Origin of the sequence: Geodermatophilus sp. FMUSA9-8 (assembly GCF_037034165.1) — a bacterium.
Taxonomy (GTDB): domain Bacteria; phylum Actinomycetota; class Actinomycetes; order Mycobacteriales; family Geodermatophilaceae; genus Geodermatophilus; species Geodermatophilus nigrescens.
Genome location: NZ_JBAGKE010000009.1, coordinates 203,636 through 218,798 on the forward strand (window position 1 = coordinate 203,636; position 15,163 = coordinate 218,798).

Below are 15,163 nucleotides of genomic sequence, written 5' to 3' on the forward strand. Positions count from 1 at the left end.
TCAGTCCCGGTCGGCGGTGCCGGTGCGGCGGCGCAGCACCAGCGTGAGGCCGCCGGCGAGCACGAGGGTGACCGCGACGCCGATGACGCCGGCCAGCCCGCCCGACAGCCGGCCGTCGTCGACGCCCTCGACGCCGTAGTCGGCCAGCGGGGAGCCGGCGACGGCGCTGTCGCGGGCCGTGTCGGCGAAGCCGCTCTCGCCGGCGGCCCACTCCAGCCCGTCGGGGTGCGCGCTCGCGTAGTAGCTGACGAACCCGGCGACCACCAGGGTGACCACGAGCCCGGCGATCCAGAACGCGCGCCGGCTCCTCGTCGCGGTGCCGCTCGTCGCGGTGCCTCTCGTCGCAGGGCCGCTCATCGGAGGGCCCCCTCGGCGCGCAGGCCCGGGCGGGTGGCGAGGTCGGCGGGGCGGCGCAGGTGCCGGGCGCCGTGCACCAGGTCCGGCCGCACCGACAGCACCGCGGTGAGCACGGCGACGGTGATGACGGCCTCGCCGATGCCGATGAGCAGGTGGATCCCGCCCATGGCGGCGAGCACCGTGCCGAGCGGGACGTCGGCGACGCCGCCGGCGGCGAACAGCCCGACGAAGGCCAGCGCCGCGGCCGGCACCGACAGGAAGGCGCCGGCGCCCGCGGCGCCGAGCACCCCGGAGCGCGTGCGGGGCAGCAGCCGCACGAGCAGCCGGAAGACGCCGTAGCCGGCGGCCACGGCCACCAGGCCCATGAGCGTCACGTTCGTGCCGAGGGCGGTGAGCCCGCCGTCGGCGAACAGGACGGCCTGGACCAGCAGGACGACGGTCATGCAGAGCACCGCCGTCCACGGCCCGACCAGCACGGCGGTGAGCGCGCCGCCGATCAGGTGGCCGCTGGTGCCGGCGCCGACCGGGAAGTTGACCATCTGGACGGCGAAGACGAAGGCGGCCGTGAGGCCGGCCAGGGGAGCGGTGCGCTCGTCGAGCTCGCGGCGCGCGCCGCGCAGGGCGAGGGCCACGGTCCCGGCGGCCACGGCGCCGGTGGCCACCGACGTCGGGGCGTCGAGGAACCCGTCGGGGACGTGCACGCGGACCTCCGCAGGCTGAGAGGACCGGCCCGGTGCCGACCCGACGGGCACCTTATTGCACATCGCTTGCAGGTGCACCGCCCTCGCAGATCCGCCCGGTCGCACCTCCCCGCGGGGCGTGCAACACGGCCGTCACACGGGTGCGGGACACGCGAACGGGAGTTCACCGCCCGGAAACGCGGCGACGACGTCCCTGGAAACACCGCCCCGGCACCGTGAACGCCGCGTCGCCGCCAGGGAGGGCAGCGACCGCGACCCGCCCCGACCCCGGCCCGCCGGGGCCCGTCCTCGTTGCGGCCGACGGCCCACGACCCACCTCAGGAGGTTGCCGTGGTCAACACCGGCGACACCGCCTGGATCCTCACCAGCGCGGCCCTCGTGCTGCTGATGACCCCTGGCCTGGCGCTCTTCTACGGCGGCATGGTCCGCGCGAAGAGCGTCCTCAACATGATGATGATGAGCTTCGGCGCCCTCGCCCTGATCACGGTGCTCTGGGTGCTCTACGGCTACTCGTTCGCCTTCGGCGACGACGTCGGCCTGGGCCTGCTCGGCGACCCCGGCGAGTTCTTCGGCCTCAAGGGCCTGATGGAGGACACCACCAGCGAGGCCGGCGGCCTGCCCTCGATGGCCTTCGTCGGCTTCCAGGCGGTCTTCGCGATCATCACCGTCGCCCTGATCTCCGGCGCCATCGCCGACCGCGCCAAGTTCGGCTCCTGGATGGTCTTCGCCGGCATCTGGGCCACCGTCGTCTACTTCCCGGTCGCGCACTGGGTCTTCGACTTCACCCTCACCGACGACGACGGCGCGGTCACCCACACCGGCGGCTGGATCGCCAACGACCTGGCCGCCATCGACTTCGCCGGCGGCACCGCGGTGCACATCAACGCCGGCGCCGCGGGCCTGGCCCTGGCCCTGGTGCTCGGCAAGCGGCGCGGCTTCGGCCGCGAGGCGATGCGCCCGCACAACCTGCCGCTGGTCATGCTCGGTGCCGGCCTGCTGTGGTTCGGCTGGTTCGGCTTCAACGCCGGCTCCGCGCTCGCGGCCAACAACACCGCCGCCGTCGTCTGGGTCAACACCCTCGCCGCCACCGGCGCCGCGGTCCTCGGCTGGCTGGTCACCGAGAAGCTGCGCGACGGCCACGCCACCTCGCTGGGTGCCGCCTCCGGCGCCGTCGCGGGCCTGGTCGCCATCACCCCCGCCTGCTCCGCCGTCTCGCCGGTCGGCGCGATCATCGTGGGCGTCATCGCCGGCGCGCTGTGCGCCCTCGCCGTCGGCCTGAAGTACCGCCTCGGCTACGACGACTCGCTCGACGTCGTCGGCGTGCACCTCGTGGGCGGCCTGTGGGGCACCCTGGCCATCGGCTTCCTGGCCGACCCCGACGCCCCCGCCGGCGTGGAGAGCCTCTTCTTCGGCGGCAGCGTCGACCAGCTCTGGCGGCAGGCCGTCGGGGCCGGCGCGGTGCTCGTGTTCTCCTTCGTGCTGACCTACGTCATCGGGACCCTGGTCAAGGCCGCCATGGGCTTCCGCGTCAGCGAGGAGGACGAGGTGGCCGGGATCGACACCGTCGTGCACGCCGAGTCCGGGTACGACTTCACCAGCCTCGGTGGGGGCAGCGGGTCCGCCCTCTCCCAGGCCACCACGCCGAAGACCACGGAAGGGGTCCGGGCATGAAGCTCGTCACCGCCATCATCAAGCCCTTCAAGCTCGACGACGTGAAGAACGCCCTCGAGCTGATCGGGATCACCGGGCTCACCGTCAGCGAGGTCCAGGGCTTCGGCCGCCAGCGCGGCCACACCGAGGTCTACCGCGGCGCGGAGTACCAGGTGGACTTCGTCCCCAAGGTCCGCATCGAGGTCGTCGTCGGCGAGATCGAGGCCGCCCGGGTGGTGGACGCCGTCGTCGAGTCGGCCTCCACCGGCCAGATCGGCGACGGGAAGGTCTGGGTCACCACGATCGACGAGATCGTGCGGGTCCGCACCGGCGAGCGCGGCGAGGACGCGCTCTGACCCGGGACTGACCCCGGAGCACGTCGCGTCGGCCGGGGTGGTGGGGAGACCACCGCCCCGGCCGACGCCGTTCCCGCACCGCTGACCGAGGGGGAGACCGTGCCGGACCTGGCCTCGCTGCCCGACCTGCCCCGCGCCGGGCGGGTGCAGCTGCTCGACGCGTGGCTCGGCGACCTGCTCGCCGACGCCGTGGCCGGCACCCCGCCGCCGCGGCAGGGCCGGGGCGCACCGGCCCCGCGCACCGGCACCGACGGCGTCGCGCTCGTCGCCGTCGGCAGCCTCGGCCGGCGCGAGCCCCCGCCGCACGCCGACCTCGACCTGGTGCTCGTCCACGACGGCCGGCCCGAGGTCGCCGCGCTCGCCGACGCCGTCTGGTACCCGATCTGGGACGCCGGCGTCCGGCTCGACCACTCCGTGCGCTCGGTCGCCGAGGCCGTCTCGGTCGCCTCCACAGACGTCAAGGCCGGCCTCGGGCTGCTCGACGCGCGGCCGGTCGCCGGCGACGCCGGGCTGGCCGCCGCGCTGCGCACCGCCACGCTCGCCAGCTGGCGCCAGTCGGCGTCGCGGCTGCTGCCCCAGCTGCGCGACCTGCGCCGCGGCCGGGCCCGCCAGGTCGGCGAGCTGGCGTTCCTGCTCGAGCCCGACCTCAAGGAGGCCTACGGCGGCCTGCGCGAGGGCCAGGTGCTGCGCGCGGTCGCCGCCGCCCAGCTCGGCGACGAGCCCTCCGCGGAGGCCGAGGCCGCCTACGCCTTCCTGCTCGACGTCCGCGACGAGCTGCGCCGCCGCGCCGGCCGGCCCACCGACGTCCTGGTCCGCCAGGAGCAGCGGCCGGTCGCGGCGGCCCTCGGCCTGCCCGACGAGGACGTGCTGCTGCGCGAGGTCAGCCTCGCCGGCCGGCGGCTGGCCTTCGTCGCCGACGACACCTGGCGGCGCGTGGACGCCGCCCTGGTCCGCCGCCCGCGCGCCCGCTACCGCCGGGTGCGCCGCGAGCCGCTGGCCGAGGGCGTCGTCCGGCAGGGCGACGAGGTGGTGCTGGCCCGCGACGCCCGCCCCGCCACCGACCCGGGCCTGGTGCTGCGCGGCGCGGCCGCCGCCGCCCGCGAGGACCTGCTGCTGTCGCCCTACACGCTCAAGGTGCTCGCGGTGCACGCGCCGCCGCTGCCGGAGCCCTGGCCCGCGGAGGTCCGCTGGTCGTTCCTGCGGCTGCTGGCCAGCGGCCGCGCCGCCGTCCCGGTCATCGAGCAGCTGGACCAGGAGGGCCTGCTCACCCGCCTGCTGCCGGAGTGGGAGCGGGTGCGCTCGCTGCCGCAGCGTCACCCGTGGCACCGGTTCACCGTCGACCGGCACCTGGTCGAGGCCGCCGCGGCCGCCGCCGAGCTCACCCGCGACGTCGACCGGCCCGACCTGCTGCTGGTCGCCTCACTGCTGCACGACGTCGGCAAGGGCTGGCCCGGCGACCACAGCGTCGTCGGGGAGCCGATCGCCGCCGGCATCGCGGCGCGGATGGGCTTCACCCCGGCCGACGTCGCCACCGTGGGCACCCTCGTGCGCCACCACCTGCTGCTGCCCGACACCGCCACCCGCCGCGACATCGACGACCCGGCCACCATCGAGCGGGTCGCCGACACCATCGGCCGCGACGCGCAGGTGCTGCAGCTGCTGCACGCCGTGGCGCAGGCCGACGGCGCGGCCACCAGCACCTCGGCCTGGTCGCCGTGGAAGGCGCACCTGGTCGCCCACCTCGTCGCTCGCGTGCAGGCGCACCTCGGCGGCACGCCGGTCGAGGGGCCCGAGCCGGTGCTGCACCCCACCGAGCCGAGCGTGACCAGCCCGGGGGAGGGCGCGGTGACCGTCGGCGTGGAGGACGTCGCCGACGGCCAGCAGGTGACCATCGGTGCCCCCGACGAGCAGGGCCTGTTCAGCCGGCTGGCCGGGGTGCTCGCCCTCAACCAGCTCGACGTGCGCGCCGCGAAGGTCAACGTGGCGGGCGGCCGGGCCACCGCGGTGTTCGCCGTCCGCCCCCGGTTCGGGCGGGCGCCGCAGCCGGCGATCCTCGCCGACGCCGTCCGGGCCGCCCTCGAGGGCACGCTGCCGCTGGCCGACCGGCTGCGGCAGCGCGAGGCCGACTACCGGCAGGACGCCGCCCGCTCCGCGCCGCCGCGGGTCTCCTGGCACGACTCGGAGGTCAGCGGGGAGGCCACGAGCATCGTCGAGGTGCGCGCCGGCGACCGGGCGGGCCTGCTCTACCGGCTCACCGCCGCGCTGGGCGCCGAGGGCCTCGACGTCACCTCCGCGCGGATCGAGACGCTCGGGGCCGACGCCGCCGACTACTTCTACGTGAGCAACCCCGCCGGCTGCCCGATCGACGCCGCCCAGCGCGGGCGGGTGGAGGCGGCGCTGGTGGCCGCCGCGCGGGGCGCGGTGCCCGACCCGGCGCACAGCGGGGGAGGGGACACGCCGCGCTGAGTGCGCGGGACTGTCGGTGGCCCGTGCGACCGTCGCGGCAGATGCGGGACGGACGGGTCCCGCCACCGACAGCGAGGGGAGCCCGCGTGCCGGACCAGACCGTGCCGTACCAGACCTGGCCCTGCCCCACCTGCGGCGAGGACACCGTGTTCGAGCAGCCCGGGTGTGCCGACGGGCACACCGCCGACGGCGGCGAGTGCCCCGAGTGGGCGTGCACCGACTGCGGCACCGCCTTCCTGCTCGGCGGCCTCGACGTCGTGGTCGGGGCGGCGGTGCGCCGCGCGGCCTGAGCGCCCGCACGGCCGGGGCGGGACCGCCCGGGTCGATACGCTGGAGTCAGGAGGCGCGGCCCGTCGGGGCCACGACAGCGCCCGTGACTGCTGAGGACTGCTCGTGTTCGAGACACTCTCCGACCGCCTCGACAAGGTCTTCACCGGCCTGCGCGGCAAGGGCCGGCTGACCGACGCCGACATCGACGCCACTGCGCGCGAGATCCGCATCGCGCTGCTGGAGGCCGACGTCGCGCTGCCGGTGGTGCGCGCCTTCATCTCCGCGATCAAGGAGCGGGCGCGCGGCTCCGCCGTCTCGCAGGCGCTCAACCCGGCCCAGCAGGTTATCAAGATCGTCAACGAGGAGCTCGTCGAGATCCTCGGCGGCGAGACCCGCCGGCTGCGGTTCGCCAAGCAGTCGCCGACGGTGATCATGCTCGCCGGTCTGCAGGGCTCCGGTAAGACCACGCTCGCCGGCAAGCTCGGCCGCTGGCTGAAGTCCCAGGGCCACGCCCCGCTGCTGGTGGCCTGCGACCTGCAGCGCCCGAACGCGGTCAACCAGCTCGCGATCGTTGCCGGCCAGGCCGGGGTCGACGTCTACGCCCCCGAGCCGGGCAACGGCGTCGGCGACCCCGTCCGGGTGGCCGCCGACTCGATCGAGCACGCCCGCCGCACCATGCACGACGTCGTCGTCGTCGACACCGCCGGCCGCCTCGGCATCGACGCCGAGCTCATGGCCCAGGCCGCCGGCATCCGCGACGCCGTCCGGCCGGACGAGACGCTCTTCGTCGTCGACGCGATGATCGGCCAGGACGCCGTCACCACCGCCGAGGCGTTCCGCGACGGCGTGGGCTTCTCCGGCGTCGTGCTCACCAAGCTCGACGGCGACGCCCGCGGTGGTGCCGCGCTCTCGGTCCGCTACGTGACCGGGCAGCCGATCATGTTCGCCTCCACCGGCGAGAAGCTCACCGACTTCGACGTCTTCCACCCCGAGCGGATGGCCTCGCGCATCCTCGGCATGGGCGACGTGCTCACCCTCATCGAGCAGGCCGAGCAGGCCTTCGACGCCGACCAGGCCGAGAAGATGGCCGGCAAGCTCGTCAGCCGCGAGGGCTTCACGCTCGAGGACTTCCTCGAGCAGATGATGGCCATCCGCAAGATGGGCCCGATCGCCAACCTGCTCGGCATGCTGCCCGGCGCCGGGGCGATGAAGGAGCAGCTCAAGCAGGTCGACGACCGCGACCTCGACCGCACCGCGGCGATCATCCGGTCGATGACGCCGCAGGAGCGCGTCGACTCGAAGATCATCAACGCCTCGCGACGCGTGCGCATCGCCAACGGCTCCGGCGTGACCGTCACCGAGGTCAACCAGCTGCTGGAGCGCTTCGCCCAGGCCCAGAAGATGATGGGCCAGATGGCCGGCAGCATGGGCCTGCCCGGCATGGGCCCCATGTCCAAGAAGGCCCGCGGCCGGCAGATGCAGGCTCAGTCGTCGAAGAAGGGCAAGGGCAAGAAGGGCGGCAAGGGCAAGGCCCCGGCCCGCCGCCCGATGGGCGCCCCCGGGCTGCCCCCCGGCGCCGGCTTCCCGGGCCAGCTGCCCGGCGGCATGCCCTCGCTGCCGCCCGGCCAGGCGCTGCCGGACCTGTCCAAGCTCGACTTCAGCAAGTTCGGGGACGAGCGGCCCGGGCGGTGAGCGCGCCCGCGCTGCACCTCTCCGGCGTCGTCCTCCCCGAGGGCGCGCACCGGGACCTGTGGGTACGCGACGGCCGGCTCACGTCCGAGCCGGTGCCCGGAGCGGAGACCGTCTCCCGCGGCGGCTGGCTGCTGCCCGGCCTGGTCGACGCGCACTGCCACGTCGGCATCGGCCGCGGCGGCGTGCACGTCGAGGACCTCGCCGGGCTGCGCGAGCAGGCCGTGGCCGAGCGCGACGCCGGCGTGCTGGCGCTGCGCGACTGCGGCTCGCCCGTGGACACCCGGGCCCTCGACGACGAGCCGGACCTGCCGACGATCATCCGGGCCGGCCGGCACCTGGCCCGCACCCGCCGCTACATCCCGGGGCTGGCCGTCGAGCTGGAGCCCGAGGACCTCGTCGCGCAGGTGCGGGAGCAGGCCCGCCGGGGCGACGGCTGGGTGAAGCTCGTCGGCGACTGGATCGACCGCTCGGTGGGCGACCTCGCGCCGGAGTGGCCGGCCGACGTCGTCGCCGCCGCGATCGCCGCGGCCCACGAGGAGGGCGCGCGGGTCACCGCGCACACGTTCGGCACCGACGCGCTGCCCGACCTGGTCCGCGCGGGCATCGACTGCGTCGAGCACGGCACCGGGCTGACCGAGGACCTCGTGGCCGAGATGGCCGCCCGCGGCACCGCCGTCGTCCCCACGCTGGTCAACGTGGAGAACTTCCCCGGCTTCGCCGCGGCGGGGGAGAAGCGGTTCCCGGCGTACGCGAGCACGATGCGGCGGCTGTACGCGGGCTCGGGCGCCGTGGTGCGCGCCGCCCACGAGGCCGGCGTGCCGGTGTTCGCCGGCACCGACGCCGGCGGCGGCATCGAGCACGGCCGGATCGCCGACGAGGTGCGGGCGCTGTGCGAGGCGGGGCTCCCGGCCGAGGCGGCGCTGGGCGCGGCGTCGTGGGCGGCCCGCACGTGGCTCGGGCTGCCCGGGCTCGAGGAGGGCGCCCCGGCAGACGTCGTCGTCTACGACACCGACCCGCGCGCCGACCTGCACACCCTCACGCGGCCGGTGCTGCGGCTGCTGCGCGGCCGCGTCGTCTGACGGCTCCCGACGCTGCCGGGAAACCGCTTCGCCGGTGCTGGGACACTGCTCCCGTGCTCCTGCGGATGTCCACGCTGTTCCTGCGCACCCTGCGCGACGACCCCGCCGACGCCGAGGTCCCCAGCCACCGGCTGCTGGTCCGCGCCGGCTACATCCGGCGCGCCGCGCCGGGCGGCTTCACCTGGCTGCCGCTGGGCTACCGGGTGTTCCGCAACGTCGAGCGCGTCATCCGCGAGGAGATGGACGCGATGGGCGCGCAGGAGGTGCACTTCCCGGCGCTGCTGCCCCGCGAGCCCTACGAGGCGACCAACCGCTGGACCGAGTACGGCCCCAACCTGTTCCGGCTCCAGGACCGCCGGGGCGCGGACTACCTGCTCGGCCCCACGCACGAGGAGATGTTCACGCTCCTGGTGAAGGACCTGTACTCGTCGTACAAGGACCTGCCGCTGTCGCTGTACCAGATCCAGACCAAGTACCGGGACGAGGCGCGGCCCCGCGCCGGCCTGTTCCGCGGCCGCGAGTTCACGATGAAGGACAGCTACTCCTTCGACGTCGACGACGCCGGGCTGGACAAGAGCTACGCCGCGCACCGTGACGCCTACATCCGCGTGTTCGACCGGCTCGGCCTCGAGTACGTCATCGTCTCGGCGATGTCGGGGGCCATGGGCGGGTCGCGCAGCGAGGAGTTCCTGCACCCCACCGACATCGGCGAGGACACCTTCGTGCGCTCGGCCGGCGGCTACGCGGCCAACGTCGAGGCGGTCGCCACCGTCGTGCCCGAGGCCGTGCCGTTCGACGGGCTGCCCGAGGCGCACGTCGAGGACACCCCCGACACCCCGACCATCGAGACGCTGGTCGCCGTCGCGGACGAGCTGTTCCCCGACGCCGGGTACACCGCCGCGCACACGCTGAAGAACGTCGTCGTCACGCTGGTGCACCCCGACGGCACCCGCGAGCCCCTGGTCATCGGCATCCCCGGCGACCGCGAGGTCGACGCCAAGCGGCTGGAGGCCCAGGTGGCGCCGGCCGAGGTCGAGCCGTTCACCGACTTCGAGGCCCACCCCGCGCTGGTCAAGGGCTACATCGGCCCGCAGGTGCTGGGCAGCGGCAGCGAGTCGGGCATCCGCTACCTCGTCGACCCGCGCGTGGTCCCCGGCAGCCGGTGGGTCACCGGCGCCAACGCGCCCGGCAGGCACGTGTTCGACCTCGTCGCCGGCCGGGACTTCTCCTGGGACGGCACCGTCGAGGCCGCCGAGGTGCTGCCCGGCGACCCCGCGCCCGACGGCTCCGGCCCGCTGGAGCTCGCCCGCGGCGTGGAGCTCGGGCACATCTTCCAGCTGGGTCGCAAGTACGCCGAGGCCCTCGGCCTCGAGGTGCTCGACGAGAACGGGAAGCTCGTCACGGTCACGATGGGCTCCTACGGCATCGGCGTCTCGCGCGCCGTGGCCGCGATCGCCGAGTCCACCCACGACGAGCTCGGCCTCGTGTGGCCGCGCGAGGTCGCCCCGGCCGACGTGCACGTCGTCGCCACCGGCAAGGACGCCGCCGTCTTCGAGGCCGCCGAGTCGCTGTCGCGGGAGCTGGTCGGCGCCGGGCTGACCGTCCTCTACGACGACCGGCCGAAGGTGTCGCCCGGCGTGAAGTTCAAGGACGCCGAGCTGCTCGGGATGCCGACCATCGTCACCGTCGGGCGCGGCCTGGCGCAGGGCGTCGTCGAGGTCCGCGACCGCGTGAGCGGGGACCGGACCGAGGTGCCGGTCGCCGACGCGGCGGCCGCCGTCCTGGCCGCCGTGCGTCAGGGCCCGGCGACCAGCTCCACCTCGTAGCCGTCGGCGTCCTCGAGGTAGGCGGCCCGGTGGTCCGGGCCGCCGGCGAACGGGTGGCGGTCGGCGAACAGCAGCCGCCACCCGTGCGCCGGGGCCTGGTCCACCAGCGCGTCGAGGTCGCCGTCGCTCCCGGCCCAGAACGCCAGGTGGTTGAGGCCCGGCCGGCGCCGCTCGTGGACGCCGGCCGCCAGGTCGGGGGAGCGCTCGACCACGACGTACACGTCGCCGAGCCGCCAGGACCGGCCGTGCTCCCACGACTGGTACGGCGCCGCGCCCAGCGCGGTCAGCAGCCACCCCCACGAGCGCTCCGCCCGGTCGAGGTCGGGCACCCACAGCTCCACGTGGTGGAGCAGACCCCGGCTGGTCACGGCGGACCTCCTCGCGTCTGGCATCATGGTCGGTCGAACACGGCGGTGCGCGGCCCTCTCACCGACGCCGGCCGTGTCCCTGGCTCCGCCCCGGCGTAACCCCACGCGTCCGTCCGGCGAGCACCGACGAACAGCGTTCGAGGAGAGTTCGAGCCACCGTGGCCACCAAGATCAAGCTCATGCGTCTGGGCAAGATGCGTGCTCCGTACTACCGCATCGTCGTCGCCGACTCGCGCACCAAGCGCGAGGGTCGCGTCATCGAGACGATCGGCAAGTACCACCCGAAGGAGGACCCCTCCTTCATCGAGGTCGACAGCGACCGCGCGCAGTACTGGCTGGGTGTCGGCGCGCAGCCGACCGAGCCGGTCGCGGCCATCTTCCGCGTCACCGGTGACTGGCAGAAGTTCAAGGGCGAGGCCGCGCCGCCGCCCATGAAGGTCGCCGCCCCCAAGCCCGACCGCAAGGCCCTCTACGAGGAGGCCGTCCGCGGCAACGGCGAGGAGCCCGCCGCGGGTGCCACCACCCCGAAGAAGAAGGCCGCCCCCAAGGCCGACGCCGACACCGCCGACAGCAGCGCCGCCGACACGGTGGCCGAGGCCGCCGGTGCCGGTGGCGAGGGCCCGGCGGCCGGTGCCACCTCGACGCCCGCCGAGTAAGACGTGCTCGAAGAGGCGCTCGAGCACCTTGTCAAGGGCATCGTCGACCACCCGCGCGACGTCACCGTCGACCTGGTCGGCGGTCGCCGCGGCAAGACCCTCGAGGTCCGGGTGCACCCCGACGACCTCGGCAAGGTGATCGGCCGCGGCGGTCGCACCGCCAAGGCCCTGCGCACCGTCATGGCCGGCGTCGGCGGCCGCGGCCTGCGGGTCGACGTCGTCGACACCGACGGGCGCTGAGCCCCGCGTCCCGCACGTGGGAACCCCTCCCCAGGACACCGTGGTGGTCGGCCGGATCGGCCGGCCCCACGGTGTCCGTGGTGAAGCGACCGTCGAGGTGCGCACCGACGACCCCGGTGCGCGCTTCCGCGTCGGCGTCGCCCTCCGCACCGACCCCGCCGGGCGCGGGCCGCTGACGATCACCGCGGCCCGCTGGCACCGCGACGTGCTGCTGCTCGCCTTCGAGGGCTACGACAGCCGCGAGGCCGTCGAGGCCCTGCGCGACACCCTCCTCGAGGTCCCCGTGGACGAGCTCCCCGACCTCGAGGACCCCGACGCGTTCTACGACCACCAGCTCGTCGGGCTCGCCGCCCGGCTGCCCGACGGCACGCCGCTGGGCGAGGTCACCGCCGTCCGGCACGAGGGTGCCGAGCTGCTCGTCGTGCGCCGCGTCGACGGCGGCGAGCTGCTCGTCCCGTTCGTCGCCGCGATCGTGCCCACGGTCGACGTGCCCGGCGGGTTCGTCGTCGTCGACCCGCCCGAGGGGCTGCTCGACCTGTGAGCGAGCCGTACCGCGTCGACGTCGTCACGATCTTCCCCGAGTACCTGGCGCCGCTGCGCCAGTCGCTGCTCGGCAAGGCCGCCGACCGCGGCCTGGTCGCCGTCGGCGTGCACGACCTGCGGCAGTGGACCGACGACGTCCACCGCACCGTCGACGACGCCCCCTACGGCGGCGGCCCCGGCATGGTCATGCGCCCCGAGCCGTGGGCCCGCGCGCTGGAGGCGGTGCGCCCGCCCGGCACCCGGCTGGTCGTGCCGACGCCGGCCGGCCGCCCGTTCACCCAGGCGGTCGCCGCCGAGTGGGCCGCCGAGCCCGGGCTGGTCTTCGCCTGCGGCCGCTACGAGGGCATCGACCAGCGGGTCGCCGACTGGGCCGCCTCCGCCGGGCCCGTGTCCGAGGTCTCGATCGGCGACTACGTGCTCGCCGGCGGGGAGTCCGCGGTGCTCGTGATGGTCGAGGCGGTCACCCGGCTGCTGCCCGGCGTCGTCGGCAACCGCGAGTCCGTGGAGTTCGACTCGCACGCCGACGGGCTGCTCGAGGGCCCGTCCTACACCCGCCCGGCGTCCTGGCGCGGGCTCGACGTCCCGCCGGTGCTGCTGTCCGGCGACCACGCGGCGATCGCCCGCTGGCGGCGCGCGGAGTCGCTGCGGCGGACCGCCACCCGGCGCCCGGACCTGCTGGCCGCGCTCCCCGGGGACGCGCTCACCCCCGCCGAGCGGGCGGTTCTCGACGGTGCCTGACCGCGCGGAGGTCGCCCGGGCGGTGGTCCGGCCGACGGCCCGTGTCGTCGTCCTCGACCCCGACGGCCGGGTGCTGCTGCTCGGCGCCCGGCTGACCGACCCCGCCGTCCCGCCCGGCGACGTGCTGTTCTGGTACACGCCCGGCGGGGGAGTGGAGGACGGCGAGAGCGTGCGCGTCGCGGCCGCCCGGGAGCTCGCCGAGGAGATCGGCCTGGTCGTCGACCCCGCGGCCCTCGAGGGCCCGGTGTGGTTCCGCCGGCACGTGGGTCCCTTCGCGGGCGTGCAGGTCGACTCGCGCGAGACCTTCTTCGTGCTGCGCGACGTCGTCCACGAGGTCGACCCGGCCGGCCGCACCGAGCTCGAGCTGCTCGGCGAGGAGCCGCACCGCTGGTGGACCGCGGCGGAGATCGCCGCGGCCGACGTGGAGTTCGCGCCGCGCGAGCTCGCCGCCGTGCTGCCGGAGCTGCTCGCCGGGCCGTGGCGCCGGCCACCCCGCGTGGTCGACTGAGCCCGTCGCCCGGGGGCCGCGCTCGGCAGGGTGGCGCGGATGTGGCACAGTAGAGAGTCGCTGCAGACCGGAGGCGCCCGCCGACGGGCAACTCCCTCCCGGAGTCGCAGCCGACACCTGGTCCGGAGTGGGGCGCCCCGCTGCCCGGGCCGACGACGAGCCACACGCTGAGACCGAGGAATGCTGCGATGAACACCCTGGACGTACTCGACGCCGACTCGCTGCGCGACGACATCCCCGAGTTCCGCCCCGGGGACACCGTCAAGGTGCACGTCCGCGTCGTCGAGGGCAACCGCTCGCGCATCCAGGTCTTCCAGGGTGTGGTGATCCGCCGCCAGAACGGTGGGATCCGCGAGACCTTCACCGTCCGCAAGGTCAGCTTCGGCGTGGGCGTCGAGCGCACCTTCCCGGTGCACACCCCGGTCGTCGAGAAGATCGAGGTGCTGACCCGCGGTGACGTCCGCCGCGCCAAGCTGTACTACCTGCGCGAGCTCCGCGGCAAGGCCGCCAAGATCAAGGAGAAGCGCGAGACCGTCGCGCGCTGACGCGACCTCCGTTCCCCGGCCGGCTCCGCCCGGCCTGACCGCGGCGGGTCCACCGCGGCCGTACGCTGACTCCTGATGAGCAGCGACCGGTCCGGTGGGCCCGCCGACGTCGTCCCGGGGGAGGACCCGCCGCCCAGGACGGCGGCCCGACGGTCCCTCTGGCGGCGCCGGCCCGCCCAGCCGGAGAAGAAGAGCTCCCTCCTGCGCGAGCTGCCCGTGCTGCTGCTGGTGGCCTTCGTCCTGGCCCTGCTGGTCAAGACGTTCCTCGCCCAGGCGTTCTTCATCCCCTCGGGGTCGATGGAGCAGACGCTGCACGGCTGCCCGGGCTGCACCGGCGACCGCGTGCTGGTGAACAAGGTCCCGTACTGGTTCGGCGAGCCCGAGCCCGGCGACATCGTCGTCTTCGAGGGCCCCGACACCTGGGTGCCCGAGGTCGACTACCAGGAGCCCTCGAACTGGTTCACCGGCGGCCTGCTGTGGCTCGGCCGCGCCGTGGGTGTCGCGCCGCCGAGCGAGGACGACTACGTCAAGCGGGTCATCGCCACCGGCGGGCAGACCGTGCAGTGCTGCGACGCCGAGGGCCGGGTGACCGTCGACGGCGAGCCGCTCGACGAGCCCTACATCTTCGAGGACACCCCGCTGGAGAGCCGCCCGTTCGGCCCGGTGACGGTCCCCGAGGGGCGCCTGTGGGTCATGGGCGACCACCGCTCGGCGTCGGCCGACTCCCGCGCGCACGTCGGCGACCGCTACGGCGGCACGATCGCCGTCGACGACGTCATCGGCAAGGCGGCGCTCATCGTCTGGCCGGTCGACCGCTTCGGCACGCTCGACTCCCCGGACATCCAGGCCGCCGAGGCCGCCGCCACGAGCGGCCGGATCGGCCAGGTGCTGCCCCTGGGCGCCGGCCTGGTCGGTGCGCTGCCGGTCGCGGTGTGGAACCGGCGACGGCGGCTGCGCCGCGCCCCGCCGGGCTGACCCGCTCCCCGTGCGCTCCCTCGACGGCGCCGTCCCTCCCCGGGGCGGCGCCGTCGCCGTTTTCCCGTCCGACCATTCCGCAGAATGGTCGTCCCCATGTCGACAATCGCGAGTCGGTGACCGGTGCGCGTTTCCCGTGTGACGACGGCCGCACCAGAAAAGGCAGAAAAAATCCCCAAGAAGTGTTCAAGCG

The 15,163-nt window shown here is 75.1% G+C and carries 17 protein-coding genes; 14 read left to right on the forward strand and 3 right to left on the reverse strand.

Features of this window, described 5'->3' with window-relative positions:
• Both WA616_RS18650 and WA616_RS18655 read right to left on the reverse strand, forming a co-directional pair.
• Complete coding sequence (locus WA616_RS18650; RefSeq protein WP_336032227.1) at positions 1 to 357, reverse strand: PDGLE domain-containing protein; 357 nt, start codon at positions 355 to 357, stop codon at positions 1 to 3.
• On the reverse strand, positions 354 to 1,058 hold the full coding sequence (locus tag WA616_RS18655; protein WP_073421807.1) for an energy-coupling factor ABC transporter permease: 705 nt from the start codon (positions 1,056 to 1,058) through the stop codon (positions 354 to 356). Before WA616_RS18655 ends, WA616_RS18650 begins: the two co-directional genes overlap by 4 nt.
• A 330-nt stretch (positions 1,059 to 1,388) precedes the next feature.
• Here WA616_RS18655 and WA616_RS18660 point away from each other — a divergent pair, with 330 nt between their 5' ends.
• From WA616_RS18660 to WA616_RS18690, 7 genes are all read left to right on the forward strand, one after another.
• Positions 1,389 to 2,729 (forward strand): ammonium transporter, encoded by a 1,341-nt coding sequence (locus WA616_RS18660; RefSeq protein ID WP_336032230.1) that lies wholly within the window; start codon positions 1,389 to 1,391, stop codon positions 2,727 to 2,729.
• Positions 2,726 to 3,064, forward strand: a complete 339-nt coding sequence (locus WA616_RS18665) for a P-II family nitrogen regulator (protein ID WP_073421809.1) — start codon at positions 2,726 to 2,728, stop codon at positions 3,062 to 3,064. The genes WA616_RS18660 and WA616_RS18665 overlap by 4 nt, the downstream gene beginning before the upstream one ends.
• Before the next feature lie 99 nt (positions 3,065 to 3,163).
• Positions 3,164 to 5,530 carry a [protein-PII] uridylyltransferase gene (locus WA616_RS18670; protein WP_336032232.1) on the forward strand — a complete coding sequence of 789 codons (2,367 nt, stop codon included), beginning with the start codon at positions 3,164 to 3,166 and terminating at the stop codon, positions 5,528 to 5,530.
• 86 nt (positions 5,531 to 5,616) lie between these two features.
• Positions 5,617 to 5,820, forward strand: coding sequence for a hypothetical protein (locus WA616_RS18675; protein WP_336032234.1), 204 nt, complete (start codon positions 5,617 to 5,619; stop codon positions 5,818 to 5,820).
• A gap of 103 nt (positions 5,821 to 5,923) precedes the next feature.
• Positions 5,924 to 7,492: a signal recognition particle protein gene (gene ffh, locus WA616_RS18680; protein WP_336032236.1), complete on the forward strand. Its 1,569-nt coding sequence runs from the start codon at positions 5,924 to 5,926 to the stop codon at positions 7,490 to 7,492.
• The gene (locus WA616_RS18685) at positions 7,489 to 8,571 is read left to right on the forward strand and encodes an amidohydrolase family protein (protein WP_336032239.1); all 1,083 of its coding nucleotides are present in this window, start codon (positions 7,489 to 7,491) and stop codon (positions 8,569 to 8,571) included. The genes ffh and WA616_RS18685 overlap by 4 nt, the downstream gene beginning before the upstream one ends.
• Positions 8,572 to 8,624: 53 nt before the next feature.
• Positions 8,625 to 10,397: a proline--tRNA ligase gene (locus WA616_RS18690; RefSeq protein WP_336032242.1), complete on the forward strand. Its 1,773-nt coding sequence runs from the start codon at positions 8,625 to 8,627 to the stop codon at positions 10,395 to 10,397.
• Here WA616_RS18690 and WA616_RS18695 read toward each other — a convergent pair.
• The gene (locus WA616_RS18695) at positions 10,367 to 10,765 is read right to left on the reverse strand and encodes a VOC family protein (protein ID WP_336032244.1); all 399 of its coding nucleotides are present in this window, start codon (positions 10,763 to 10,765) and stop codon (positions 10,367 to 10,369) included. The genes WA616_RS18690 and WA616_RS18695 overlap by 31 nt on opposite strands.
• A gap of 158 nt (positions 10,766 to 10,923) precedes the next feature.
• On the opposite strand from WA616_RS18695, the gene rpsP reads away from it, so the two are divergent.
• From rpsP to lepB, 7 genes are all read left to right on the forward strand, one after another.
• Positions 10,924 to 11,421 carry a 30S ribosomal protein S16 gene (rpsP, locus tag WA616_RS18700; RefSeq protein ID WP_073421814.1) on the forward strand — a complete coding sequence of 166 codons (498 nt, stop codon included), beginning with the start codon at positions 10,924 to 10,926 and terminating at the stop codon, positions 11,419 to 11,421.
• A gap of 3 nt (positions 11,422 to 11,424) precedes the next feature.
• Entirely contained in the window at positions 11,425 to 11,661 is a 237-nt protein-coding gene (locus WA616_RS18705; RefSeq protein WP_073421815.1) for an RNA-binding protein, read from the forward strand.
• A 16-nt stretch (positions 11,662 to 11,677) separates the two neighbouring features.
• Positions 11,678 to 12,202 (forward strand): ribosome maturation factor RimM, encoded by a 525-nt coding sequence (gene rimM, locus WA616_RS18710; protein ID WP_336032249.1) that lies wholly within the window; start codon positions 11,678 to 11,680, stop codon positions 12,200 to 12,202.
• Positions 12,199 to 12,942 carry a tRNA (guanosine(37)-N1)-methyltransferase TrmD gene (gene trmD, locus WA616_RS18715; protein ID WP_073421817.1) on the forward strand — a complete coding sequence of 248 codons (744 nt, stop codon included), beginning with the start codon at positions 12,199 to 12,201 and terminating at the stop codon, positions 12,940 to 12,942. Before rimM ends, trmD begins: the two co-directional genes overlap by 4 nt.
• A complete protein-coding gene (locus WA616_RS18720) occupies positions 12,935 to 13,450 on the forward strand; it encodes an NUDIX hydrolase (RefSeq protein ID WP_073421818.1) in 516 nt (171 codons plus the stop codon). The genes trmD and WA616_RS18720 overlap by 8 nt, the downstream gene beginning before the upstream one ends.
• Positions 13,451 to 13,638: 188 nt before the next feature.
• Positions 13,639 to 13,995, forward strand: coding sequence for a 50S ribosomal protein L19 (gene rplS, locus WA616_RS18725; protein WP_073421819.1), 357 nt, complete (start codon positions 13,639 to 13,641; stop codon positions 13,993 to 13,995).
• A 75-nt stretch (positions 13,996 to 14,070) separates the two neighbouring features.
• Positions 14,071 to 14,970, forward strand: a complete 900-nt coding sequence (lepB, locus tag WA616_RS18730; RefSeq protein WP_073421820.1) for a signal peptidase I — start codon at positions 14,071 to 14,073, stop codon at positions 14,968 to 14,970.
• Positions 14,971 to 15,163: the final 193 nt, after the last annotated feature.